Annotated in this window: 12 protein-coding genes, 1 tRNA gene, 3 rRNA genes, 1 pseudogene and 1 riboswitch; of the genes and pseudogenes, 4 read left to right on the plus strand and 13 right to left on the minus strand. The window is 35.8% G+C overall.

The window, feature by feature from the left end; translation table 11 throughout:
• Positions 1 to 81 precede the first annotated feature (81 nt).
• From ftsH to C1I91_RS26015, 12 genes and pseudogenes are all read right to left on the minus strand, one after another.
• On the minus strand, positions 82 to 2073 hold the full coding sequence (gene ftsH / locus C1I91_RS25960) for an ATP-dependent zinc metalloprotease FtsH (RefSeq protein ID WP_128216113.1): 1992 nt from the start codon (positions 2071 to 2073) through the stop codon (positions 82 to 84).
• Positions 2074 to 2141: 68 nt separating this feature from the next.
• Complete coding sequence (gene lepB / locus C1I91_RS25965) at positions 2142 to 2675, minus strand: signal peptidase I (protein WP_128215525.1); 534 nt, start codon at positions 2673 to 2675, stop codon at positions 2142 to 2144.
• A complete protein-coding gene (locus C1I91_RS25970; protein WP_128215526.1) occupies positions 2675 to 2899 on the minus strand; it encodes a DUF3006 domain-containing protein in 225 nt (74 codons plus the stop codon). Before C1I91_RS25970 ends, lepB begins: the two co-directional genes overlap by 1 nt.
• A 549-nt stretch (positions 2900 to 3448) precedes the next feature.
• The gene (lysA, locus tag C1I91_RS25975; RefSeq protein WP_128215527.1) at positions 3449 to 4744 is read right to left on the minus strand and encodes a diaminopimelate decarboxylase; all 1296 of its coding nucleotides are present in this window, start codon (positions 4742 to 4744) and stop codon (positions 3449 to 3451) included.
• Between the two features lie 414 nt (positions 4745 to 5158).
• Positions 5159 to 5356, minus strand: a riboswitch (Lysine riboswitch).
• 149 nt (positions 5357 to 5505) lie between these two features.
• Positions 5506 to 6195 (minus strand): beta/alpha barrel domain-containing protein, encoded by a 690-nt coding sequence (locus C1I91_RS25980; protein WP_128215528.1) that lies wholly within the window; start codon positions 6193 to 6195, stop codon positions 5506 to 5508.
• A gap of 162 nt (positions 6196 to 6357) precedes the next feature.
• Positions 6358 to 6849: an NAD(+) diphosphatase gene (locus C1I91_RS25985; RefSeq protein WP_128215529.1), complete on the minus strand. Its 492-nt coding sequence runs from the start codon at positions 6847 to 6849 to the stop codon at positions 6358 to 6360.
• Between the two features lie 36 nt (positions 6850 to 6885).
• Positions 6886 to 7578: a DNA/RNA nuclease SfsA gene (gene sfsA / locus C1I91_RS25990; protein ID WP_128215530.1), complete on the minus strand. Its 693-nt coding sequence runs from the start codon at positions 7576 to 7578 to the stop codon at positions 6886 to 6888.
• 581 nt (positions 7579 to 8159) lie between these two features.
• A pseudogene (locus tag C1I91_RS29900) lies at positions 8160 to 9786 on the minus strand (IS1182 family transposase).
• Positions 9787 to 9979: 193 nt separating this feature from the next.
• Positions 9980 to 10054, minus strand: a tRNA-Glu gene (locus tag C1I91_RS26000).
• 6 nt (positions 10055 to 10060) lie between these two features.
• Positions 10061 to 10178: ribosomal RNA gene (gene rrf / locus C1I91_RS26005) — 5S ribosomal RNA — on the minus strand.
• A 54-nt stretch (positions 10179 to 10232) separates the two neighbouring features.
• Positions 10233 to 13136: ribosomal RNA gene (locus C1I91_RS26010) — 23S ribosomal RNA — on the minus strand.
• Between the two features lie 580 nt (positions 13137 to 13716).
• Positions 13717 to 15237, minus strand: a 16S ribosomal RNA gene (locus tag C1I91_RS26015).
• Together the 16S, 23S and 5S rRNA genes with 1 tRNA gene alongside form the textbook arrangement of a ribosomal RNA operon.
• 759 nt (positions 15238 to 15996) lie before the next feature.
• Here C1I91_RS26015 and C1I91_RS26020 point away from each other — a divergent pair.
• From C1I91_RS26020 to C1I91_RS26035, 4 genes are all read left to right on the plus strand, one after another.
• A complete protein-coding gene (locus tag C1I91_RS26020) occupies positions 15997 to 16320 on the plus strand; it encodes a PadR family transcriptional regulator (RefSeq protein ID WP_128215531.1) in 324 nt (107 codons plus the stop codon).
• The gene (locus C1I91_RS26025; protein WP_128215532.1) at positions 16313 to 16918 is read left to right on the plus strand and encodes a DUF1700 domain-containing protein; all 606 of its coding nucleotides are present in this window, start codon (positions 16313 to 16315) and stop codon (positions 16916 to 16918) included. Before C1I91_RS26020 ends, C1I91_RS26025 begins: the two co-directional genes overlap by 8 nt.
• A gap of 12 nt (positions 16919 to 16930) precedes the next feature.
• On the plus strand, positions 16931 to 17950 hold the full coding sequence (locus C1I91_RS26030) for a DUF4097 family beta strand repeat-containing protein (RefSeq protein WP_128215533.1): 1020 nt from the start codon (positions 16931 to 16933) through the stop codon (positions 17948 to 17950).
• A 378-nt stretch (positions 17951 to 18328) separates the two neighbouring features.
• Positions 18329 to 19657: an FAD-dependent oxidoreductase gene (locus tag C1I91_RS26035; protein ID WP_128215534.1), complete on the plus strand. Its 1329-nt coding sequence runs from the start codon at positions 18329 to 18331 to the stop codon at positions 19655 to 19657.
• Positions 19658 to 19704: 47 nt separating this feature from the next.
• Here the strand turns inward: C1I91_RS26035 and C1I91_RS26040 are convergent, their stop codons facing one another.
• Entirely contained in the window at positions 19705 to 25314 is a 5610-nt protein-coding gene (locus C1I91_RS26040) for a S8 family serine peptidase (RefSeq protein ID WP_128215535.1), read from the minus strand.
• Positions 25315 to 25767: the final 453 nt, after the last annotated feature.

The following is a 25767-nucleotide window of genomic DNA, read 5'->3' on the forward strand; positions in this document are numbered from 1 at the left end:
ATTAATGCAGAAAAAGTTTCCTTTTGGAAACTTTCTCTTTGTTTTAAACTTAAAGTCTAATTGTTCAATTAATAGTTAGTTCTAAAGCTTAGTTGCATTGTCTATAACACTATCATTTGCTAACTCTGGAATATTATCCTTAGAACTTGATTCTAATACCAAATCCTGAATAACTTCTCCATTCTTTTTCCTATCTCTTTTCTCTTTTTCAAGCTTTTCAAGCTCTTTTTTCTCTGCTTCCTTCTTTTCTCTTTCTACTTTTAACTCTGGATACTTATTATATACTATTGCCATAAATTCTTCTCCAGATAAAGTTTCTTTTTCAAGAAGTTCATTTGATATATCATTTAACAAATCTCTATTATTTCTTAATATCTCTCTTGCATTCTCGTGAGTAGTCTTAATTATTTGTAAAGTTTCATCATCTATTTGAGCTGCAGTATCTGCTGAACAGTTTTGTACTGGTCTTCCATCAAGATACCTATTGCTAACTGACTCTAGTGCCATCATATCAAACTTTTCTGTCATACCGTATATAGTAACCATACTTCTAGCTGATTGAGTAGCTCTTTCTATATCGTTAGAAGCTCCTGTAGATATTATGTTAAATTCAATCTCTTCAGCAGCTCTTCCTCCAAGCATTACTGTAATTTCATCTAACATCTCATCTTTCGAAACTAAATATTTTTCTTCATCAGGAAGCTGCATAGTATACCCTAGTGCCCCCATAGTTCTCGGTACTATTGTTATCTTATGTACCGGATCAGTATTCTTTAATAAAGCTGCAACAAGTGCATGCCCAACTTCATGGAATGCAACTATTCTCTTTTCCTTAGGTGAAAGGATTCTATCCTTCTTTTCTTTACCTGCTATTATAACTTCTACTGCCTCTTCAAGGTCTTGTTGAAGTACAAATTTTCTATTGTTTTTAACTGCATTAAGTGCAGCTTCATTCACTATGTTTGCTAGATCTGCTCCTACAGCTCCAGGAGTACTCTTAGCTATTGCTTCTAAGTCTACATTGTCGCTTATCTTTACGTCTTTTGCATGAACCTTTAATATAGATATTCTACCTATTAAATCAGGTCTATCAACTATAACTCTTCTATCAAATCTTCCTGGTCTTAATAAAGCTTTATCAAGTATTTCAGGTCTATTTGTTGCACCTAGTATTACTACACCCTTAGAGGAATCAAAGCCATCCATCTCAGCAAGCAATTGATTTAATGTTTGCTCTCTTTCGTCATTACCTTGTATAGCACCATCTCTGCTTTTACCTATAGCATCAATTTCATCTATAAAGATTATACATGGGGCTTTTTCCTCAGCCTGTCTAAATAAATCTCTTACTCTTGAGGCACCCATACCTACAAAAAGCTCAACAAAATCTGAACCTGACATAGAGAAGAAAGGAACCTTTGCCTCACCAGCAACAGCCTTTGCTAGTAAAGTCTTACCTGTACCTGGAGGTCCAACTAGAAGTGCTCCCTTAGGTAGCTTAGCTCCTATTTCCTGATACTTCTTAGGGTCGTGTAAGAAATCAACTATTTCCTTAAGTGACTCTTTAGCTTCTTCCTGCCCTGCCACATCTGCGAAGGTTTTTCCTGTTTCATCTTCAGCATAAAGCTTAGCGGTATTCTTACCGAAAGACATCACTCCTCCGCCCATCTTTTTATCCATCTTACCAACCATTAATCTTCCTATTACAAAGATCAATACTAAAGGTCCTATCCAATATAATATCAAATCAGCAACTGGAAATCTGTCTGGTAATTTTCCTTCGTATTTTACTCCAGAGTCTTGTAATTGCTTAACAAGATCTTTATCGTTTAAATTCACTGTATACAATATCTTTCCGTAATCGCTACTTGCCTTATTAGGCATTATTGTTAACTTTTGATTAGTTATCGTTACTGTATCAACTTTTTTATCCTTTAACATACTTTGAAACTGATCATATGTTATATCCTCTGTCATCATTTCAGCCTTAGTATAGTTGAAAGCAAATAGCAATCCTAACGCTATTATTCCATATATAATAGCATATTGCCATTTTTTATTATTTTTAAACATATCTGCACCTCTTTTCATTTGTCTTATAAATTAATAATATTCTACTAAGTTATGCTAAATTACATATACTATTTTAAGAAGCCTATCCTGTTAAATGGATATACCATAACTCTTGCTTTTCCTTGTATATCCTTTGCATCAATATATGGATTATTCCAATAACGTGCATCTTCAGAATTTGCTCTGTTATCACCTAACATAAGATACTTTCCTTCTGGAATCTTGAAACTTGCTGACTTATTCTCCGGATTCTTTACATAATCCTCTGCAAGATAAGTACCGTTTATATATACATCGCCATTATCCTTAATTTCTACGCTTTCCCCTGGAAGTCCAACTACCCTTTTTATTAATAAATCATTAAGCTCATGTGAATAAAATACTAAGATATCTCCTCTTTTTATGTTTTTATAATTATATATCTTAGTAACAAACATCTGATCTCCCTTTTTTATAGTTGGATACATGGATTCAGTTGGTACTGAAACCTTATATAAGACAAACTTATTGATAAGAGCTGCCAAAATTATAGCTGCACCTATTGGAACTACCCAATCTAAAAAAAACTTGATCACTGGACTTTTAGCATTACTATTCTCCATTATTCCCACATACCTTTCATTAAATCATCTACAACTGCCTTCCTATTATTCGTTAGCTCTTCGTCTATATAATAAAAGGAATCTTTCTTAATCAAAATATCACCATCTTTAGGCATCCCATTGATACATTTCATATCTATTTTTATTACTTTATCCTCTTGTTCACAAATGGCGAAATTTGATTCTATTCTATCTACAATTATAATATCCTTAGATAGCTTCATAATGTCTCCCTTAATTAAAAATATACCTTATATAAGTATATCATAATATAAACTTTTTTGTATTATAGATACATAATTTAAATGTTTATTTTTATTGGATTTCCTACCAAAGATATATAAGACTATATATCTTTATTAACCTTTCCTTAACATCAAAATTAATGTATAGTAATAAAAATTAGCTAAAGCAATTATCAACGGAAATAATACATAATTCTTTATAAATTATAAACATATAATTATAAAAAATTACAATGCTATGCAAAAAACATTCACATTTGATTGCAATTGTATAAAATTTAATTGTGTGAATTATATGATATACCTATTTATTATTTATGTAAATATGTAATTGATAGAAATATTCAATAAAAAAGTTGCTGAAGTGAACTTTTTTTTGAATTTTTATGTTCATCTACCTTTCTGAATGTATATGAGAAAAATCTGGCAGGACAGATAATTTCCTAAAGAAAAATTTTACTTTTCTTAACAGTAAAAATGCAGAGTATCCCATACATTGATACTCTGCTTTAACTCAATATCTCACCACTATATTATTTCATTACTTATTACATCTTCATAAGTCTCTCTCTTACATACTAACCTGTCTTTACCATCTCTTATCATTACCACAGCCGCTTTAGGAATTTTGTTGTAGTTGTTTGCCATAGAGTATCCATAAGCTCCAGTAGACATTATAGCTAATAAATCTCCACTGTGAACCTTTGGCAGAGTTATATCGTTTATTAGTATATCTCCAGACTCACAGCATTTACCTGCTATTGTTATAGATTCTTCGTCATCAGAATGCACCCTATTAGCTACTATAGATTCGTACTGAGCTTGATATAAAGCTGGTCTAATATTGTCAGTCATTCCCCCATCTACAGAAATATATTTTCTTATAGAAGGTACTTCTTTTATTGAGCCAACAGTATATAGTGTTATACCTGAATTGCCTACTATTGACCTACCTGGTTCTATGGTAAGTATAGGCATTTCCATTCCTAATTCACTAGAGACCGAACGAGCCTTATTTAATATTGCATTGCAATATACAGATGCAGTTTTTGGCGAATCGCCATTATTGTAATATACTCCAAAACCTCCACCAAGATCAAGTTCTTTAATGGCATATCCTGTATTATCATAAATATCTTTAATTATTCTTAGCATTACTTCTGTTGCATCTTCATAAGGATCAATCTCAAAAATCTGCGACCCTATGTGACAATGTAATCCAACTAACTCTATATTTTCAAAGCTTAATGCTTTCTTTACAGTTTCTAATACATTATCTTCTATATATGCAAATCCAAACTTAGAGTCTAATTGACCTGTTTTTATATATTCATGGGTATGAGCTTCTATACCAGGTGTAATTCTTAGGTATATGCGCTGCTTTTTATTAAATTTCTTAGCGATTCTATCTATAAACTCAATTTCCATAATATTATCTGCTACAAAAGTTCCAACTCCCAGTTCAATACCTAGTTCAATTTCGTCAATTGTCTTGTTATTTCCATGGAAATATACCTTTTCCAACGGAAATCCTGATTTATATGCAGTAAAAAGCTCTCCCCCAGAAACAACATCTAAATATAAATTTTCTTCTTGGATAAGTCTGCACATAGCAAGAGTTAAGAAGGCTTTACCAGCATATGCAACTCTATTATTTTCACTTTCACAATTAAAACTATTGTAATATTCCCTACAATTTTGTCTTATAAGGTTCTCATCAAAAACATACAATGGAGTAGAGTATTTTTCTACTAAGTCAGTAGCTCTAATTCCATCTATCTCTAATATATTTTCCTCAACACTCATAGTTCCAAACAATTTCATCTATATTTCCTCCCCAAATTTATATATGTCTATTACTGTAGATATGATACTTACTTATTCTTTCACTGGAATTCATATTTAAGCCTATTTGTATGCTTATGTACATCCTAAAAATAAATCTATAAAGAATAAAAAGTGAGTTGAAGTGACCTTCTTCAATGATTTTTTACGTATTTGCCTTTTCTGATGTTTATAAAAAAATGTAGCAATCACATAAATTTTCTTTTTTACTATATATGCTAAGAAGCTATTTTAAGCCTATAAATCACAATATCTAGCTAATATTTTTATATAGTAAAAAACGTCACAGAAAAATCTGTGACGGGTAGAATTTGCTTTAAGGTGAAATTGCAGAAACGAATTTCTATTATAAAAATAATTTTAAAATATAACAATATTTTATTGCAATTCATTAATCCTTGTAGCTCTCCACTTCATATTATCATGCCAGTATGACATAATAATTTAAAGTGACAGTTATATACATATTATGCATACAACCAGAAGAAAACTCTGCCAAGCATTCTTCTTCGGCTGTTTTTCCTTTTTTTATTCTTCATCGCTCGCCAGCTATAAATAAATACTCTTAAAAACAGCACCTCTACCCTAGGTCTTATTACATATTTAATTTTCAGTAATTTAACTATTATGATATCACATTATAATAAATATACAATATAAAACTAAAAATATTTTATGTCATTTTATACTATATATCTTATTTAAGTATATTTATTTTTATTAAGAATATTTTGCACTTCTTATTCTTTATCATTTCTATACTTCACCATAAGTTCGCTAAATATCTCTCCAGAACTTGGCGGCGTATATGTTATTGCATTAGCTCCAGCAAGTATAGTTTCTTTTATACTTTCATTTGTAGGACCTCCAGTAGCTATTATAGGAAACTCTGGGAATTTCTTTCTAACATTTCTTACAATAGCCGCAGTATTCTTGCCACCTGAAACGTTTAAAATATTGGCCCCAGCCTCTATCCTACCTTCAAAGTCATCATTTTCAGAGACAACTGTAACTATTATAGGTATATCAACTGTATTTCTTAACTTATTTACAATCTCATTTGATGTTGGTGCATTAACAACAACACCCATTGCTCCTTTAAATTCTGCATCCAAAGCCAGATTAATAACTCGCATTCCTTGAGTTATTCCCCCTCCTACACCGCAAAATACAGGAACATCTGCTGCAAGCATCAATGCCTGTGTAATTATAGGTTGAGGAGTAAAAGGGTATACTGCAATTATTGCATCCGCATTTGTATTCTTTATTATTGCTACATCTGTAGTAAATACTAAAGATTTTATCCTCTTACCGAATATTTTTATTCCGCTAGCATCTCTTATAACTGCTGGCATTTCTATCAGGTGATTCCTAAGTGAACCTTTTATTTCAGGTACATATTTGAGTTCTTTATTGTTACCTACTGTCATTTAATTTCCCCCTTTCCCTTTCATTAAATCTAAAAATCAACTATATTAAAATTAACTATATTTTAATACAACCGTGTTCACTTGTCATTTTTTTTAGATTAATTTTCATTTAATTTATATGACAATATTATGCAAAATATTACATAGATAATACTTTTTACATTAGCCTATCTCTTCTAGTACTTTTCTTACAACAGCCTTACCTATTTCATCTTCACTCATTTCATTTAATGCATCTCCGATATTACTCCAATCAAGCCACTCTACCTCAGAAGACTTCACTATTTCTCCAGATTTGTAGTAAGCTATATATGTAAGCATGAGCAAATCCTTACCTTTAACATAATCGCTTCCTAAATATTTTATGTTATCTACTATTAAGCCGGTTTCTTCTTTTACTTCTCTTAAAACTGCATCCTCAGCCTTCTCATCTGGGCTAACATAACCTGATACAAGAACCTTTGAATTCTTATATATATAGCTTTGCTTAAGTAATAATATCTTATTCTCCTTGATTATAGCAACAACCACACAGGGTTTAGGAACATCAAAAAATAACATATCATCCTTTGGACAATACGGCACCCCTCCTTCATCCCAACTATACTTTTCTTCAAGTTTTCTTCCGCATAATGGACAATATATGAATTTCAATATTACTCCCCCTAAAACTCACTTACAATATATGTTTTATAATATCACTTGAACTTCTTTTTTTAAAGTAATGCTGTCCTTAGTCACCTCAGAGCAATATGCAAAAACATCAACTCCATTATTTGACGCATATCTTAACGCTGCTCCAAATTCAGGATCTGTTTCATCATGAGGTGTAAAAGCCTTTATATCATCGATTTGAATAAGAAAAATAACGCCCGCACCTTTTCCTTGCTTTTTTGCCTCTACAAGCTCCAACAGATGTTTCCTACCTCTTTCTGTAGGTGCATCTGGAAAGCTAGCAATTCCATTACTCTCTAGCGTTACCCCTTTGACTTCAAGATAGTACTCATTTTCCTGTTCGTCACTTAACTTAAAATCAAATCGACTGTTTCCGAAGGTCTTTTCTCTCATTATTTTAGTATATCTTATTAGTGACGGTATTTTTCTATTGATTAAAGCTTCTTCAACCACCTTATTAGGTATATGTGAATCTATACTTATAAGCTTATCTCCTTTGTATGCTGAAATCAAATCATACTTGGTTTTTCTTCCAGGTGCATCTTCCTTCCTAAGTATAACAGTAGTTCCTGGTATCAAAATCTCTTTGCATCTTCCTGTATTAGGGACATGAACCATCATTTCCTCGTTGTCTAATAATATATATCCTTGGAATCTATTTGGTCTCCTAATAAAAGTTGCTTCTAAAACAGGTTTAATTATCTTCATATGAACTCCTTTCAAGCTTATTAGAAGTTATCCACATTATCAACACACATTGTCCACAGGGTTTGTTTGTAAGTCTAATAACAAAACATCAAAAAAGTATTCTTTGATGTTTTTATTTGTTTTATGTAGTTTACTGTAGATAAATATAATATTTTGTTATACGTTAATTGCTATTATTGAGTATACTAAAGACTAATTTACAATGCAACTCATCTATCACCCTAATAATTTATAGAAAAACTAATTAATTCTTCGATAGTTATGCACATTTGTCCACACTTATTCACAGCATTGTGCATAAAACTGTGGACAACTGTTAATTTTTCTTAATATTTTGTGCATAAGTTATAAATCTACACAAAGTGCCAAAGAATAAAAATCTACTGATGAATAACAAAAATAAGGGGGCTGTCGCATTAGCGGTTAAAAACCGCTGATGCTCAGCCCTAATTTTCTAAAAATTTGTAAGAATTACAACTATATTTTAGAATGTTTTTTCTGAAATTCTAAAAAATTGCGCACTTTAATAAGCCTTTTCTATTAAGGCTATTTTTAAACAATTAGTTTTTAAAAGTTTAAATTTATGCACTGTTTTTTAATGAAAATAGGTGTTTTCCAGTTCTCTCTGATTGGATTTTATTATGTAGTTTGTTTACATTATGTGCCATTGCTAAAGAATACTTTCGGCCCAAACATTCTGTTTGCCCTTCGAGAGATATCTTCGGAAGCCCATATCTTGTTTTATCTCTGCAAAAGAACCTTCAGCTTGAATACTTCGGTTCATTCTAAGTTGGCAGCCTTCTTCACTTACAACTCTTTCTAAATCTTTTTTTCTAAGCTTATTAAACAACTTTGAGGTTTCAAGATTTTTAGCTCTTTCTTCCAAAGGTGTCTTGCTGTTATTTCCTTTTATACATTTGCTTTTGTAAGAACAAGAACTGCAATCTTCGCAAGTATATACTGTTTTTTCGCTTATGTATCCGGTTTTACTCTTTCTTTTTATAGTCTTACTAAATATTAACTTTTTATTATTCTTGCAGATATAGTAATCTCCAATTTCATCATAGTCCATATTATCAATTCTACTAATATCCCTTTGGTATTTCCTTGTTTTAGATATCTCATAGTTTGCTGGTTTAATGAAAGAGAGTTGTCCATTTTCTTCAATAAATAAATAGTTCTCTTCGCTTTCATAGCCAGCGTCAGCAACTATTTTTAGATATTTAAAACTTAGAGATTCTTCCATGCTCTTAAGAAATGGAATAAGTGTAGGGGTATCCGTTGGCTGATCGCATACGGTGAGCCATACAATATATTCCGAATCAACACCGTGTTGGACATTGTATCCAGCTTTTAACTGACCATTTCCCATAGCGTCTTCTTTCATTCTCATAAATGTTGAATCATTATCTGTTTTTGAATAACTATTACGGTTACCGCAAATGTGCAACTTTTGCGTGTATTCTTTTAACTTGTCAAGATACTCTTCAAGAGTTTCAATAGATCGCTGTAATGGCATTTTTCTTTTCCCTGATCCATGCACAAATTCAATATTTCTCTCATATTTCAGAGCGTAAAGCTTTTTTCGCAACTTTTTATATGTTTCATCTTCACTTTGTCATTGTATATTATCTTAATTCCGTATAGTTCCTCACAGTTAGCTACTAAATCAGCCAATTTAACAAGAAGCTTTTCTAAATTCTTTGTAACTGCCTTTTTCCAAACAAAAGTATATTTATTAGCACAAGCCTCAATTTTAGTACCATCAATGAATATAGCATCTCCAGATATTTCTCCTGTAGCACGAAGACATTCTGTCATTTCAGCTAAGATTCTTTCTGCACATGGCGCAAAGTGTAAGCTTCTAAATCTAGCAAATGTTGAATGATCAGGTATTGGTGAATTTTCAAGAAGATACATGAAGTTAATATCACGTCGGCAATATTTTTCCATATCCCGTGAAGAATAGATATGGTTCATGTAAGAATAGAGTACAATCTTCAGCATCTGTCGTGGCGTAGCTTGATTTTCCCTAATTCGGGAATAAGTCGAATATAAATCTGTTAAATCCATCTCCTCTACAAATTGACTTAGCAAACGCACCGAATCATTAACTGAGACCATATAATCAATATTAAATGGAAGTTTTAATTGATAACTTCCTTTATTTAAAGTATAATCTTTATGTAAATTAATATGTTTGGTCATATATTAATTTTACAATAAATCCAGCACTCTTGTGAATGCTGGATTTATTTTTTATGCAAAAAACGGAGCTGTGCACTAATTAATTAGTGCGACAGCCCCCTTATATATTAGTTTACGAGAATAAATTCTCCATTACGTTCTACACATATATAAACTCGATTAACTCCGGAAGTAAATCGAGTTATATAGGTTATGGTGACTCCTAGGGGAATCGAACCCCTGTTACCACCGTGAAAGGGTGGTGTCTTGACCGCTTGACCAAGGAGCCTTATGAACCTAGCGACCACTTACTCTCCCACACAGTCGCCCATGCAGTACCATCAGCCGTCTAAGTCTTAACCTTCGTGTTCGGTATGGGTACGGGTGTAACCCTTAGACGCATCATCACTAGATATTGAAAGATTATTCTTTCAAAATTGCACTTAAGTTAACTTTGTAATATTGTTTTGGTTAAGCCCTCGATCTATTAGTATCGGTCAGCTGAACATGTTACCATGCTTACACCTCCGACCTATCAACCTCGTGTTCTTCGAGGGATCTTACTAGCTTACGCTATGGGAAATCTAATCTTGAGGTGGGCTTCACGCTTAGATGCCTTCAGCGTTTATCCCTTCCCGACGTAGCTACCCAGCTATGCTCCTGGCGGAACAACTGGTGCACCAGAGGTCAGTCCATCCCGGTCCTCTCGTACTAAGGACAGCTCCTCTCAAATTTCCTACGCCCGCGACGGATAGGGACCGAACTGTCTCACGACGTTCTGAACCCAGCTCGCGTGCCGCTTTAATGGGCGAACAGCCCAACCCTTGGGACCTACTTCAGCCCCAGGATGCGACGAGCCGACATCGAGGTGCCAAACCTCCCCGTCGATGTGGACTCTTGGGGGAGATCAGCCTGTTATCCCCGAGGTAGCTTTTATCCGTTGAGCGATGGCCTCCCACGAGGTACCACCGGATCACTAAGCCCGACTTTCGTCCCTGCTCCACTTGTAAGTGTCGCAGTCAGGCTCCCTTCTGCCTTTGCACTCTACGAACGATTTCCGACCGTTCTGAGGGAACCTTTGGGCGCCTCCGTTACTTTTTTTGGAGGCGACCGCCCCAGTCAAACTGCCCACCTAACAATGTCCCGTCACCAGCTTCATGGTGCCCGGTTAGAATCCCAGTACTGTCAGGGTGGTATCCCAAGGTCGACTCCACATCCCCTAACGAGGATGTTTCCCAGTCTCCCACCTATCCTGTACAGACAATACCGAAACTCAATGCTAAGCTACAGTAAAGCTCTACGGGGTCTTTCCGTCCAATCGCGGGTAGCAAGCATCTTCACTTGCACTACAACTTCGCCGGATTTACAGTTGAGACAGTGCCCAAGTCATTACGCCATTCGTGCGGGTCAGAACTTACCTGACAAGGAATTTCGCTACCTTAGGACCGTTATAGTTACGGCCGCCGTTTACTGGGGCTTAAGTTCACCGCTTCGCGTTACCGCTAACGATTCCCCTTAACCTTCCAGCACCGGGCAGGCGTCAGCCCCTATACATCAGCTTTCGCTTTAGCAGAGACCTGTGTTTTTGCTAAACAGTTGCTTGGGCCTATTCTCTGCGACCTACTCTCGTAGGCACCCCTTCTCCCGAAGTTACGGGGTCAATTTGCCGAGTTCCTTAACTGTAATTCTTCCGCCGGCCTTAGGGATTCTCTCCTCACCTACCTGTGTCGGTTTGCGGTACGGGCACTACATTTCTCCCTAGAAGCTTTTCTTGGCGTCAGAATCAAGTACTTCAGCCACAAGGGCCTTCCCCATCACACCTTAACTTAACAAGCGGATTTGCCTACTTGCATGTCTAAGTGCTTAGACTAGCATCCAATAGCTAGCACACTCTATCTTCCTGCGTCACTCCATCGGTAATAACGATTTGCAGTGGTATCGGAATATCAACCGATTGTCCATCACCTACGCCTTTCGGCCTCGGCTTAGGTCCCGACTAACCCTCAGCGGACGAGCCTTCCTGAGGAAACCTTAGGTTTTCGGCCACTAGGATTCTCACCTAGTTCTCGCTACTAATGCCAACATACTCACTCGTAATCAGTCCACCGCTCCTTACGGTACGACTTCAGCCCGATTACGACGCTCCCCTACCCCAGTAGATTAAATCTACTAGCCGTAGCTTCGGTGATAAGTTTGAGCCCCGAACATCTTCGGCGCAGGATCTCTCGACTAGTGAGCTATTACGCACTCTTTTAATGAGTGGCTGCTTCTAAGCCAACATCCTAGTTGTCTTAGAAATCCCACATCCTTTTCCACTTAACTTATACTTTGGGACCTTAGCTGACGATCTGGGCTGTTTCCCTTTTGACTACGGATCTTATCATTCGCAGTCTGACTGCCGGACTAATACTATATGGCATTCGGAGTTTGATAAGGTTCAGTAAGCGATATGCCCCTAGCCCATTCAGTGCTCTACCTCCATTAGTCATATCCGACGCTAGCCCTAAAGCTATTTCGGGGAGAACCAGCTATCTCCGAGTTCGATTGGAATTTCTCCGCTATCCACAGCTCATCCCATGGTTTTTCAACACCAACGTGGTTCGGTCCTCCACGAAGTTTTACCTTCGCTTCAACCTGGCCATGGATAGGTCACCCGGTTTCGGGTCTACGGCATGCAACTATTCGCCCTATTCAGACTCGGTTTCCCTTCGGCTCCGTACCTTAAGTACTTAACCTCGCTACATACCGTAACTCGTTGGCTCGTTCTACAAAAAGCACATCATCACACACATATGGTGCTCTGATCGGTTGTAGGCACACGGTTTCAGGTTCTATTTCACTCCCCTTCCGGGGTTCTTTTCACCTTTCCCTCACGGTACTTCTTCACTATCGGTCATCAAGTAGTATTTAGCCTTGGGAGGTGGTCCTCCCTGCTTCCCACAAGGTTTCACGTGTCTCGTGGTACTCTGGAGCAGAACTATGGTCTTCTTGTTTCACTTACAGGACTATTACCTTCTACGGTGTATCTTTCCAGATATCTTCAATTACAATAGCCACCACATTTATGTTCTGTCCGCAACCCCAAAGATAAATCTTTGGTTTGGGCTCTTCCGATTTCGCTCGCCGCTACTGACGGAATCGATTTTTCTTTCTCTTCCTCTAGGTACTTAGATGTTTCAGTTCCCTAGGTTTACCCTCCTATAGCTATGTATTCACTATAAGATACGTAGGGTTACCTACGTGAGTTTCCTCATTCGGAAATCTTTGGATCACAGGCTATTTGCGCCTACCCAAAGCTTATCGCAGCTTGTCACGTCCTTCTTCGGCTCTTGATGCCAAGGCATTCACCATGCGCCCTTTCTAACTTAACCCATCTTTTGAAATTGCTATAAACTTCGCATTACTTCGTCATCTTCCTCACTGCGGTGCTCATTTAGCTTAGTAAACTCCGCTCCTCGTTCGTCGATTCCTCGTCCTGCTCGTTTCTATCAATTTCGTCGAATTGCTTTTAAACAATTCTACTTTAGTGTCATTATAACCGGCGCATTATTTCGTCACCTTCCTCACTACGCTGCTCACTTACCTGAAGTAAGCTCCGCGGCTCGTTCGTCGGTTCCTCGTACTGCTTGGTTCTAATGCCACTCCAATTTGCTTCGCAAATTTTGCGTCTGACTTATATATGTACTGTTCGCACTTGTGCGTTTGTACTATATAGATTAACCGCATATTTTGCATTTGAACAAACCGGATACTGACTTCAATACTAGCGTGCATTGTTTAGTCAGTAGTTATATTACAAAGAATTAGTAAATATCTTTACTTTAACTTATGTGCAATTTTCAAAGAACAATCTGAGATACTTGGTATCTCAAAATTAAACAGAGTAAATAACAACCAGAATTCGTGTATATTAAGTCTGAAATGCATCAGTACTTAATAATTTCTCCATAGAAAGGAGGTGATCCAGCCGCAGGTTCTCCTACGGCTACCTTGTTACGACTTCACCCCAATCGCTGACCCTACCTTCGGCTGCTGCCTCCCTTACGGGTTAGCTCACAGACTTCGGGTATTGCCAACTCTCATGGTGTGACGGGCGGTGTGTACAAGGCCCGGGAACGTATTCACCGCGACATGCTGATTCGCGATTACTAGCAACTCCGGCTTCATGTAGGCGAGTTTCAGCCTACAATCCGAACTGGGACAAGTTTTTGAGATTTGCTCCACCTCACGGTCTTGCGTCTCTTTGTACTTGCCATTGTAGCACGTGTGTAGCCCTAGACATAAGGGGCATGATGATTTGACGTCATCCCCACCTTCCTCCCGGTTAACCCGGGCAGTCTCGCTAGAGTGCTCAACTAAATGGTAGCAACTAACAATAAGGGTTGCGCTCGTTGCGGGACTTAACCCAACATCTCACGACACGAGCTGACGACAACCATGCACCACCTGTCTTCCTGTCGATACCAAAGGTACCGACTTCCCCGGTTAAGGGTAATTCAGGAGATGTCAAGTCTAGGTAAGGTTCTTCGCGTTGCTTCGAATTAAACCACATGCTCCGCTGCTTGTGCGGGCCCCCGTCAATTCCTTTGAGTTTTAATCTTGCGACCGTACTCCCCAGGCGGGATACTTATTGTGTTAACGGCGGCACGGAGGTGTTGAAACCCCCACACCTAGTATCCATCGTTTACGGCGTGGACTACCAGGGTATCTAATCCTGTTTGCTCCCCACGCTTTCGAGCCTCAGTGTCAGTTACAGTCCAGAAAGTCGCCTTCGCCACTGGTGTTCTTCCTAATCTCTACGCATTTCACCGCTACACTAGGAATTCCACTTTCCTCTCCTGCACTCTAGATATCCAGTTTGGAATGCAAAGCACCCAAGTTAAGCCCAGGTATTTCACATCCCACTTAAACATCCACCTACGCTCCCTTTACGCCCAGTAAATCCGGACAACGCTTGCCACCTACGTATTACCGCGGCTGCTGGCACGTAGTTAGCCGTGGCTTCCTCCTTGGGTACCGTCATTATCGTCCCCAAAGACAGAGCTTTACAACCCGAAGGCCTTCATCACTCACGCGGCGTTGCTGCATCAGGGTTTCCCCATTGTGCAATATTCCCCACCGTCGCCTCCCGTAGGAGTCTGGACCGTATCTCAGTTCCAATGTGGCCGATCACCCTCTCAGGTCGGCTACGCATCGTCGCCTTGGTGAGCCATTACCTCACCAACTAGCTAATGCGCCGCGGGTCCATCTTATAGCGGATTGCTCCTTTGATTTTCATTTCATGCGAAACGAAAATGTTATGCGGTATTAATCTTCCTTTCGGAAGGCTATCCCCCTCTATAAGGCAGGTTACCCACGTGTTACTCACCCGTCCGCCGCTAAGAAAGTTCCGAAGAACTTTCTCCGCTCGACTTGCATGTGTTAGGCACGCCGCCAGCGTTCGTCCTGAGCCAGGATCAAACTCTCAATTTAAAGTTTAATCATAGCTTACTTACTTAGTAAGTCTTTTTTCAAAAGAATTGCTGGTTTAAGTCTAGTTTTAGACTTTGTTTATTTTACTCTGTTTAATTTTCAAAGACCAAGTTTGTTATGCTGCATTTCTGACAGCTCATTTATCTTACCACCGTAAGATTTCTTTGTCAACACATTTTTTTGAATTAGTTTAATTTATTTAAAAAACTTAATTCAATTCTTGTGTTTGTCCTCTCAACTCTGTCGTAAGGACGAGTTTTATAATATCATGTGTATTAATATAGCTAAACATCATATTTCTCTATTTCTTGAATTTAATCACCTTGTTCTTTAATTTCCTGTTATTTAATAGATAATCACCATATTGATACACTAGGCTGTGTTTATATTATCTTCAAGGAAATTTATCCAATTCTTAAGATTTTCTTAAACATTGTTCAGTACCTTGCATTATTTAATACTGATTTATATACTATAGATATGAGATGAATTAACCATTAATCAGTAACCATTGGAGGTAGTAATTATAACTCTAAATTTTTCATTAAATATAGGCTATGTTTAATGATATTGTTGAAATTAAGTGATTAAGAAGGAGATTCTATATCAATCCTTTGCGTAAGCTCATCTAAGCATCGTATGACTGGCCACTTAATTTCAACACAGTACTTTAGCAGAGCCTAAATATAAAGATATTTTACCTGTGTAATAAAATAAGTATATTTTTTTCTTAATTTAAATTAATAAAGAGGTGATATGGTGAATATTCAATTAAAGAAAGGTGTTTTAGAACTTTGTGTACTTTCTGTATTGTCTAGGAAGGATTGTTATGGATATGAACTAGTAAATGAAATCTCTAAAAATATTCAAATATCAGATGGGACTATATATCCAATACTAAGAAGACTTACAGAAGAAGGCTACTTTACAACCTACCTACAAGAGTCTCAAGAAGGTCCACCTAGAAAATACTACAGATTAACAGAACTAGGATACAAAACAAAACTAGAATTAGAAAATGAATGGTTTAGCTTTTCAAAGAATGTTAATACAATAATTAAGGGGGAAAGTCCTGATGAATAAGCATCAATTTCTAAATATAATCTCTAATGGCCTACTTGATTTCCCTGAAAAGGAAAGAAAAGATATTATCTATGATTATGAAGAACATTTTGATGTTGGTTTAGCCCAAGGAAAATCAGAAGAAGATATAATACTAGAACTAGGCGATCCACATACAATTGTAAATCAATATAGAAAAGAAAATAATCTTATATATGATAATACACCTATAATCAACAATAGCATAAATAATGGTAGCGATAACGGCAATAGTAAAGTATTCGCAATAATTCTAATTATATTACTTCTATTATTTAGTCCTGGAATATTCGGGATAGTTATAGGTATACTAGGGGCAATGATTGGTCTTATAGGCGGAACTTTTGCCATAGGCGTAGCTGGTCTTGCTATAACACTAGGAACAACTGTAGGATCTGTTTTTGGATTAATTTCAATTCCTAGTGGTTGGTCAGCAGTACCAGGAACAGCTTCTCTATTAATAGGAATCGGTACTTTAGCCTTAGGTATACTAAGTACCATAGGAAGCTTCTATTTGATAAGAGCGTTTATTCTTCTAATAATAAAATTTGTTAAATGGATTATATCTGTTTTTAGATAGAGGTGAGATAATATGAAAAATAATTTTATGAAAAGACTTTGTTTAATTCTAGCAGCCATAGTATTAATATGTTATGGAGCTGCGGCCATAATATTGAAGGTGTCAAATTTTAATATTCTTAATGTAATAAATGATACTAATTCATTTATAAATAATAATCATGTTGTTGAAAGACACTCTAATACAGTTCAATTCAATGATAACAATAGTAGTTCATCATCTTCTAATAATAAAGGTGATTACAACTTAAATGACGAGGTTAACAAATCTTTATCTGGGATAAATAATATAAATCTATCTTTTGTAAGCAGTGATTTAGCATTCCATGATTATGATAAAAATGAAATAAAAGTAGTCTTAACTGGTAACTTGAAGACTAGCTTTGCAACAACTGCTCCCAAACTTGAAAGTTCAACAGATGGAGATACGGTAAATGTTTCACTTGAAAATAAGTCCTTTCTCGGTATAGGAAGTTACTCATTAAACTCAAAGATAGATATCTACATGCCAAAAGATTATTCAAAAAACTTGTCACTTGGCACTGTTTCCTCAGAAATCAATATATCGGATAAACAACTTAATAACCTAAAGTTAAACTCAACTTCTGGGAGTATAAAACTGTCAAATATTAAGGTGGATTCTCTCAATGCTAAAACAGTTTCTGGAGATATAACTGGTTCAAATGTTATAACAAATAAAACTGAAACTGAAACAGTATCCGGAAAAGTATTGTTAGATAAGTTTGAAGGGTCATCTAGTTCCTCTTCAGTATCTGGAGATATATCATTCAATTATCAAAGTGTCATAGGTGATATCAGTGCCCACTCTACTTCTGGGGATATTATTTTAAAGCTACCCAAGGATTGCTCTTTCAACTTAGATGCATCATCTACTTCAGGAGATATGAGCACTAAGTTTTCTCTTGAAAATAGTTCTTCTGGCAAAAGAAGCTTAAGTGGAACCTACGGTAATGGCAATAATAAATTATCACTTCATACAACCTCTGGAGATATAAGTGTAGATAAGAATTAAAAAATATATTAGTTTTATATTAATATGGTCTTAACAATAAAAAGTTCGCTGAAGCTTCTTCAGCGAACTTTTTTTGCGCATATGACTTTCCAAATATATATGTGAAAAATCTGGCAGACTGTATAATTTCTTTTTTATTCTTTCTCCTATTACATGCATTTAAACCATCCAATTATTTTTGCCAACAGCTTTATCTAATAAAATAATTTCCTAAGTAATAAAATAATTTTTAGTATAGAATTACTTTTTTGAAGAAAAATAATAAAAAGTCGTTAAAAAATATATGGATTTTTTCTATAACTCTTGTTAAAATATAGACAAGCGATAATTGTTATTCGTAAATAATTTATATTAATTATATTTTTGGAGGTAAAGATTATGAAGGTGGCAGTAATAGGTTGTACCCATGCAGGTACTGCAGCGATAGTAAATACAGCAAAACTATATCCAGATGCAGAAATTACAGTATATGAGAGAAATAATAATATTTCATTCCTTTCCTGTGGTATTGCATTATACGTTGGTGGAGTGGTTAAGGATCCTCAAGGATTGTTCTACAGCTCTCCTGAAGCACTAGCAGAGCTAGGTGTAAAAACTAAGATGTCTCACGATGTATTAGATATAGATTTTGATGCAAAAAAACTTAAAGTTAAAGATTTAAATTCAAATGAAGAATTCGAAGATACTTTTGATAAGCTAATCATAACTTCTGGGTCATGGCCTATAGTGCCTAAGATAGAAGGAATAGATTTAGATAATATACTTCTTTCAAAGAACTTTTATCATTCAAATACAATTATTGAAAAAGCAAAAGAAGCAAATAAAATTGTTGTTGTAGGAGCTGGCTATATCGGTGTTGAATTAGTAGAAGCTTTCCAAGCTAATGGTAAAGAAGTTACTTTAATAGATAGCGTAGATAGAATACTAAGCAAATATCTAGACAAAGAATTTACAGACACTGCAGAAATGGCTTTTGCTAATAGAGGTGTTAAGCTAGCTTTAGGTGAAACTGTAAATAAGTTTGAAGGTAACGATGGAAAGGTTACTAAAGTAGTAACCAATAAAGGTGAATATGAAGCTGATCTTGTAATATTATGTATTGGCTTTAGACCAAGCACTGACCTATTTAAAGGTAAGTTAGATATGCTACCAAACGGAGCAATACTTGTAGATGAATATATGAGAACAAGTAAAGAAGACGTATTTGCAGCTGGAGATTGCTGTTCAGTAATTTACAATCCAACAGGTAAAAGAGAATATATCCCTCTTGCTACAAATGCAGTTAGAATGGGTACTCTAATAGGAAGAAATCTTGTTAAGCCAACCACTAAATACATGGGTACTCAAGCTACTTCAGGAATTAAAATATATGAATATAACATTGCTGCAACAGGTCTTACAGAAGACTCTGCCAAAGCTGCAGGCTTCAATGTTAAGTCAGTATCCGTTACTGATAACTATAGACCAGAATTCATGCCGACTTTTGATTCAGCTACAATAAAAGTTGTATATGATGCTGATTCTGAAGTTATTCTTGGTGCTCAACTTATATCCAAGACAGACTTAACTCAGATGATGAATACAATGTCTGTGGTTATCCAAAACAAAATGACAATAGATGAACTTGCTTTTGTGGACTTCTTCTTCCAACCTCATTTTAATAAACCTTGGAGTTTATTAAATGTAGTTGCTTTAAGCGCTAAATAGGATGAGAAAAAAATAGGTACCTCTTACATAGAGGCACCTATTTTTTATTAATTAATTCTCTTTCTTCTTACAAGAACTGCTCCACCTGCCAATGCTATGATTCCTAATACTATCAATATATTAGAGTCGATAACTGAACCAGTTTTAGGCATTGATGCTGCATTGGAACTTGTTGAAGCATCTGATGAAGTTGAATTTGAAGTACTTGATGAACTTATTGTATTTGAACCATTATTTGAACTTGACCCTGATGTTCCATTTGAACCATTATTTGTATTCGATCCATTATTTGTGTTTGACCCTGTACCAGGTTGTGCAGGACTTATTACAACAGTCTCAATATGACCATTTAGTGAAAGGAAGTAGTCACTGCAATGTGTTATTGCTATATCAACATAATACAATGAACCTTTCTGATATGCTGTTAAGGCATCTCCAACCTTATCTACAACCTTAGTATCAGAATTATAATGGTATAGATATATTGGTTTTGAAGCATCAAGCTTTGAAGTATCAACTGGCAATGAAACCACTGCTTTTCCTGGTAAATTTCCTTCAAACTTAAAGGATATTATCTGCGCTTTACCATCTAACTTATTGATCTCATCTGCGCTTGTTGAAGTAGCATTGAGTCCTAAATCTACACTTCTATCAAAATCACCTAAATCATTACCATTGAATGTCCAGGTTATAGCGCCTAAAGGAGAATTAGTGTTGAAGCTTGCAAATACATTTGAACCTTTTAAGACCTTAAATACATCACTAGAAACTGATGTTACGTTTGTTGCATCAATACTAAGCTTATCACCTGGCTTTGACTTACCTATTAAGGTTTTAAGATAATCTATCAATGATATTTCATCTGATGTTGTCTGAGCAGTAAGAGTAAAGTTAATATCTTTTACTGTTGTATTGCCAGCTTTATCAGTAGCAGAAACAGTTAACTTATGATTTCCTAAAGCTGAGATAGCAGTTGTTCCATCATAGCTGTTTCCATCAAGCTTTAATGAAACTGACGCTTCTTTATCAGTTGTAACCTTAGGTGTAACTGATGTATTAACATAAGTCTTACCATCCTCAACACCTGCAACTGTAACTATTGGAGCTGACTTATCAATATTAGCTATATCTATAGAAGATGTAGTTGCATTTCCTGCATAGTCTATGACTCTAGCGTATAGCTTACCATTGCTAACTACCTTAACCGGTGATGAGTATGGCAAGTAGGTGTTATTGTCAAAGCTATATTCTAGCTTATCAACATCCTTATCAGAAGAATCTGCTGCAATAGTAACACTGACATCTTTATTGGTTAGCTCTGTGGTACTTGGAGTAAGAGTTGCAGCCTTAGGGGCAACTTTATCTTTAATTACATTTATAACATCTACTGTAGCATTGTTTGATTCGTCAATAAGATTTACTTTTATAATGCTCTTATCACTTGTCAATGGAACAGTGTAGCTAAATGGCTTATCTGGAGCATCACCTGTAGCTGGATATCTATCATAGGATAGAACTGCATTTCCATTTACAAACAAACTATAGCCATAGGTATTGTCATTAACTGCTCCGTTTAAGGTGATACTGTCTTGATTTGTATAAACATTACCATCTGCTTTTGCAACTGGACTGTTTATCACAAGTTTTGGTGCAACTGAATCATATAGAACTTTATATGCATAATTAAATACAACTGTACCAGTATTATCTTCAGCATAAACATTTATATTATTATTTCCTTGAACCAACTTAACTTCTGAGCTGAAGGTTAAGTCATCTTTTACAGAAACGTCTTGTCCGCCTATCTTAAACACAGGTACCTTGTGGTTTACCTTACCAGTTACTGTATAAACATCTTTATTAGTATCTTTGGCAGAAAGTACTGAGAAGGCATCTAAATTGTTAAAATTAACTTCAAAAGGATCAGAATTAACTGTGGATACAACAGTAAAATCTTGTTCTGTTGTATTTTGATAAGCATCCGCTGCTACAATCTGAACCAAGGTATTGCCATCAACTGCAACATCAGCTGCAAAGGTTCCATCCGCATTCAGCTTAACTGGGGAACCGTTTATACTTAATGCTAATTGAGAGGCATCTGTAACCTTACCATTAAAGGTAACACTATGATTATTGGTATAAATGTAGCCATCCTTTGATACTACTGGTGAAGAAATACTTATAACTGGCTTTATGGTATCTACAGATACACTATAATTTTTATTATAAACTTCATTACCAGTACTATCCTTTGCAACTATACTTATGGTGTTGTTTCCTTCTGTAAGTTGTAACTCCCTCTTAAAGGTTCCATCTGAAGCTACTTCTGTTTCTGCTCCATTTATAAGTAATGTCTTTACGTCTGATTGAACCTCTCCAGAGAACTGAATTTTATCACTATTAAACTTATCTCCATCATGAAGATCATAAAGATAAACTTCAGGTAGTACTCCTGTCTTTACACTTATAGAGCTCTCTCCTATATTAGAAGCATAATCTGTTCCTAAAATTTCTATAGAGTTTTCACAATTATCTTTAAGAGGAAGGTCTATGGAATAGGTATCTCCTGTTAAAGTAATATTTTTCAACTGCTTACTAGTCAATGCTGTTCCATTAACAGATATTGCAAACACTCCATTTGTACCTGTTGCATCATCTGATGCCTTCCATTGAAGTTTATAGGTTCCATTGGCTACTTTGTCTGCAGATACTATATTAATAGAAGGTGCTTTACTATCAATCTTTACAGGTAACTCCAAAGACTGAGTTGATGAGTTATCTATATCTGTAGTTGTCTGAATCCTTATATAATATTGTCCGTCCGGTGCTGCTTCGTACTTACCTGTTGCCTCATTGTATATGCTTCCATCCCAAGTACCTTGAGAGTCTACAGTTCCATATACAGCTTTTGATAATTCATTTTCTAAAATATTTTTCTTTACATTGTTTTCTGAAGATAAAGTTCTTATCAGGTTTTTATCCTTATCTAGGACTTGTACTTGTAAATTCTTAGCACTCCTTAACATATATAGATTAGGAACAACAGTATTGTAAAGAGCTGACTCTCCTGTAGAGAAAGCTACTTTATCTTTATCTATACTTCCATCCTTACTAACAGCGTAAGGAGTAAAGGCTGAACTTGAACCTGTACCTAAACTTGTTGTTCCAACAATAGTACTTGAATCCCACATTGGTGAATCTATGGTCTTTAGAGCTGACCAATTCCCATAGAAGCCCATGTATGGTACAACCAAAGAAGGAACATTATCTGCAGTAAGCTTTATAAAGCCCTCAACATAGCTTTGCTTAGCAAAACCGCTTGGTAAGGTAATTGTAACATTTACTTTAGTAGAACCACCTGCTGGAACTGTTACTTTATTTGTACTGTACTTAATACTTGCACCGCCTATAACAGCTTCTGTTGCAGCTCCAGTATCAGAATTAGTTGTCTCTGTTAACACTCCAGTATCACTTAAATTATAAGTGTAAGAGTCTTTTCCATAGTTAGTTAAGGTTAAATCAAAGGAAGTACTTTGTCCTATTTGTTTTAAGGCTACAGCAGCATTACCGTTATTATCTGTAACAGTAACCTTATTTTTTATTGCTGATTCTATTTGTATTAACCCAGCCCCTTGTCTTCTAGGAGAATACAGAACTGAAGTATTATATTTATCATATTCTAGTTTCGCTGTATTAATAGTAGTCTTCTTAGCTAACTCAACTAAAGCTCTTCCTGATATTCCTGGATTATTAGCTTTAATCGCTTGTACTATCAAAGCCTCTGAACCAGCTACATGAGGCGAAGCCATAGATGTTCCACTCATAGACTGATACTTATTTCCGTTAGCCAAAGACCATATATTACCACCTGGTGCTGATATCTCAGGTTTGAAATCTAATTCTGGAGTTGGTCCCCAAGAACTAAAGGCTGAAAGATCCCCTGCATTTGGATTAGCTATACTTGTATCTTTTCCATTAAATTGAACTGTTACCCCACTAGCTATCAAAGCTTTTAGCTTAGCGCCAGAAGAATAAGATACATTAATGCATGGTATAGTAACACCAGGTTTAGCAGCTGTTGTTGGTATAGAATCATCACCTTGTGCGTTATAGAAGATAACCCCTATTGCCCCTGCATATTGAGCTGCTAGCTTTTTATTTCCGAAGCTACCACTTACCTTTTGTACCAAAGCAATTTTTCCTTTTAAGTCTTTTCCAGAAAAATCATCCCCAGTACCCTCTATAGTGTTTTTACCTTGTCCACAATCTACTAACTGATACCCTGCTTTGCTAGTTAGTGCAACTAACGGATCAACTTCACTCTTAGAATAGAGCATAAGTCCAGTATCACTTGTAGACGCATAGTCGAAAGCTGGTCCTGTGATGTTTGTATTTTCATAAGCTGCTACAGTGATTGCATCTTTAGAAACTCCTGGACTTCCTACAGTACCATCATCAGTTGTACCTAAAGCATTTACAGGCGGTACATTATTTGCTGAACTACCTGTAGATATAGCTGAATTACCTGCAGATATTACAACTACAGTTCCATTGTCAGTAGCATTTTTTATAGCTATTTGAGTTGGATCGTTAGCGTCTTGAAAGCCTGCATCTGATCCTAAGCTCATGTTTATAACATCTGCTCCATGAAGAACAGAATCTTCTATTGCAGCTATTATGTCGTCATCATATGCACTTTTGCTTGCTGGATTGTTTGTAAAAACCTTCATAGCTAATAATTGAGCTTCTGGTGCAACTCCTCTTACTGTGCTAAAGGTATCAACACCGGATTCCTTACCATTGGCGGCAACAATTCCAGCTACATGCATTCCATGCATCTCAGTATTAGCATTCTTATCAACAACATCATCAGATCCGTCTGCAAAGTTGTGACCATAAGGAACTTTTACAGAATAAAACTTTCCTGGGCCCTTAGGAGTTGTAGATGTAAGCTTAGCCTTTGATGGATCAGTTATTGTTAAATCTTTGTGAGTATAATCAATACCTGTATCCACTATAGCAACTACCATGCCTTCACCTTTATAGCCTAACTCCTGCCATGTACTATAGGCCTGAGTCAAGCTATCTGCGAACTTCATATCTGGATGATAAGTTTTTGCCTCTGTAGCACTCTTTACCCCAGAAATAGAAGCTATTTTAGAAATTTCGCTTCTCTTAGCCTCAATACTGAAGCCATTAACGAGATAGCCATAGGTTCTTCTTACCTTATTGCCAGTTATACTCTCAGCTTTCTTTATTATAGCCGCTTGTGTATTCTGAACTTTTTCTATAGCTCCAGTAACTGTTTTATTAGTTATTGGATTAGCTGAAGAAATTCCTTTGGCTTCTCCTTCAACTGCTGACTTACCGTCAAGTTGAACTATGACCCTTACTACTTCATTTGGATCATTTCCACTAAGTTTCTTAGTATCATCATCTTTAGTATTGGCCAATTTACCGTCAAGCTTACTAGAAACCTTGATCTTACTTGCATTTTCAGCATTTTGCTGCTTCATGCTTTCAATCATTTCTTGTTTAACTTTCTTAGCATCTGGCTGTTCTGCCTTCGCTGTGACACTGCTTATATTGGTAAAAAATGATGCAAACATTAAGAATGCAACCAATAAGGACAGTATCTTCTTTTTAGATTTGTTCAAAACATCCCCCCCTTTTTGAATAGTATAATGCCCCCTCAAAACATTTTTTGCTAGGGTTCAGTACATACCAACTGTAGACTCCTCTAATAATCAACTAAATAATTTACTAAAGGAATACCTGCTTTATGGTATATTACACATTTTATGCCTTTATATGGAAATTATCAATAGTTTTTTATTATACCGTTAAAATTAATATAATGATTTTTTTTATGAATCTTTTTTTCTTTTTTATTATAAAAATAACACTATTTTAATGTTAATAAAAAAGCCGCTAAAGCGAGTTTTTTTCATATATTCCTTTTCCAAAAAAAATGGGGCTGTCGCATTAGCGGTTAAAAACCGCTGATGCTCAGCCCTAATTTTCTAAAAATTTGTAAGAATTACAACTATATTTTAGAATGTTTTTTCTGAAATTCTAAAAAATTGCGCACTTTAATAAGCCTTTTCTAT

This window comes from Clostridium manihotivorum (assembly GCF_004015185.1).
GTDB lineage: Bacteria > Bacillota > Clostridia > Clostridiales > Clostridiaceae > Clostridium_AR > Clostridium_AR manihotivorum.

What these genes read in the sequence shown, in the direction of transcription:
- ftsH (WP_128216113.1), bottom strand. Translation starts at nt 2,073, where the DNA reads ATGTTTAAAAATAATAAAAAATGGCAATATGCTATTATATATGGAATA.
- lepB (WP_128215525.1), bottom strand. Translation starts at nt 2,675, where the DNA reads ATGGAGAATAGTAATGCTAAAAGTCCAGTGATCAAGTTTTTTTTAGAT.
- C1I91_RS25970 (WP_128215526.1), bottom strand. Translation starts at nt 2,899, where the DNA reads ATGAAGCTATCTAAGGATATTATAATTGTAGATAGAATAGAATCAAAT.
- lysA (WP_128215527.1), bottom strand. Translation starts at nt 4,744, where the DNA reads ATGAAATTGTTTGGAACTATGAGTGTTGAGGAAAATATATTAGAGATA.
- C1I91_RS25980 (WP_128215528.1), bottom strand. Translation starts at nt 6,195, where the DNA reads ATGACAGTAGGTAACAATAAAGAACTCAAATATGTACCTGAAATAAAA.
- sfsA (WP_128215530.1), bottom strand. Translation starts at nt 7,578, where the DNA reads ATGAAGATAATTAAACCTGTTTTAGAAGCAACTTTTATTAGGAGACCA.
- C1I91_RS26025 (WP_128215532.1), top strand. Translation starts at nt 16,313, where the DNA reads ATGAATAAGCATCAATTTCTAAATATAATCTCTAATGGCCTACTTGAT.
- C1I91_RS26030 (WP_128215533.1), top strand. Translation starts at nt 16,931, where the DNA reads ATGAAAAATAATTTTATGAAAAGACTTTGTTTAATTCTAGCAGCCATA.
- C1I91_RS26035 (WP_128215534.1), top strand. Translation starts at nt 18,329, where the DNA reads ATGAAGGTGGCAGTAATAGGTTGTACCCATGCAGGTACTGCAGCGATA.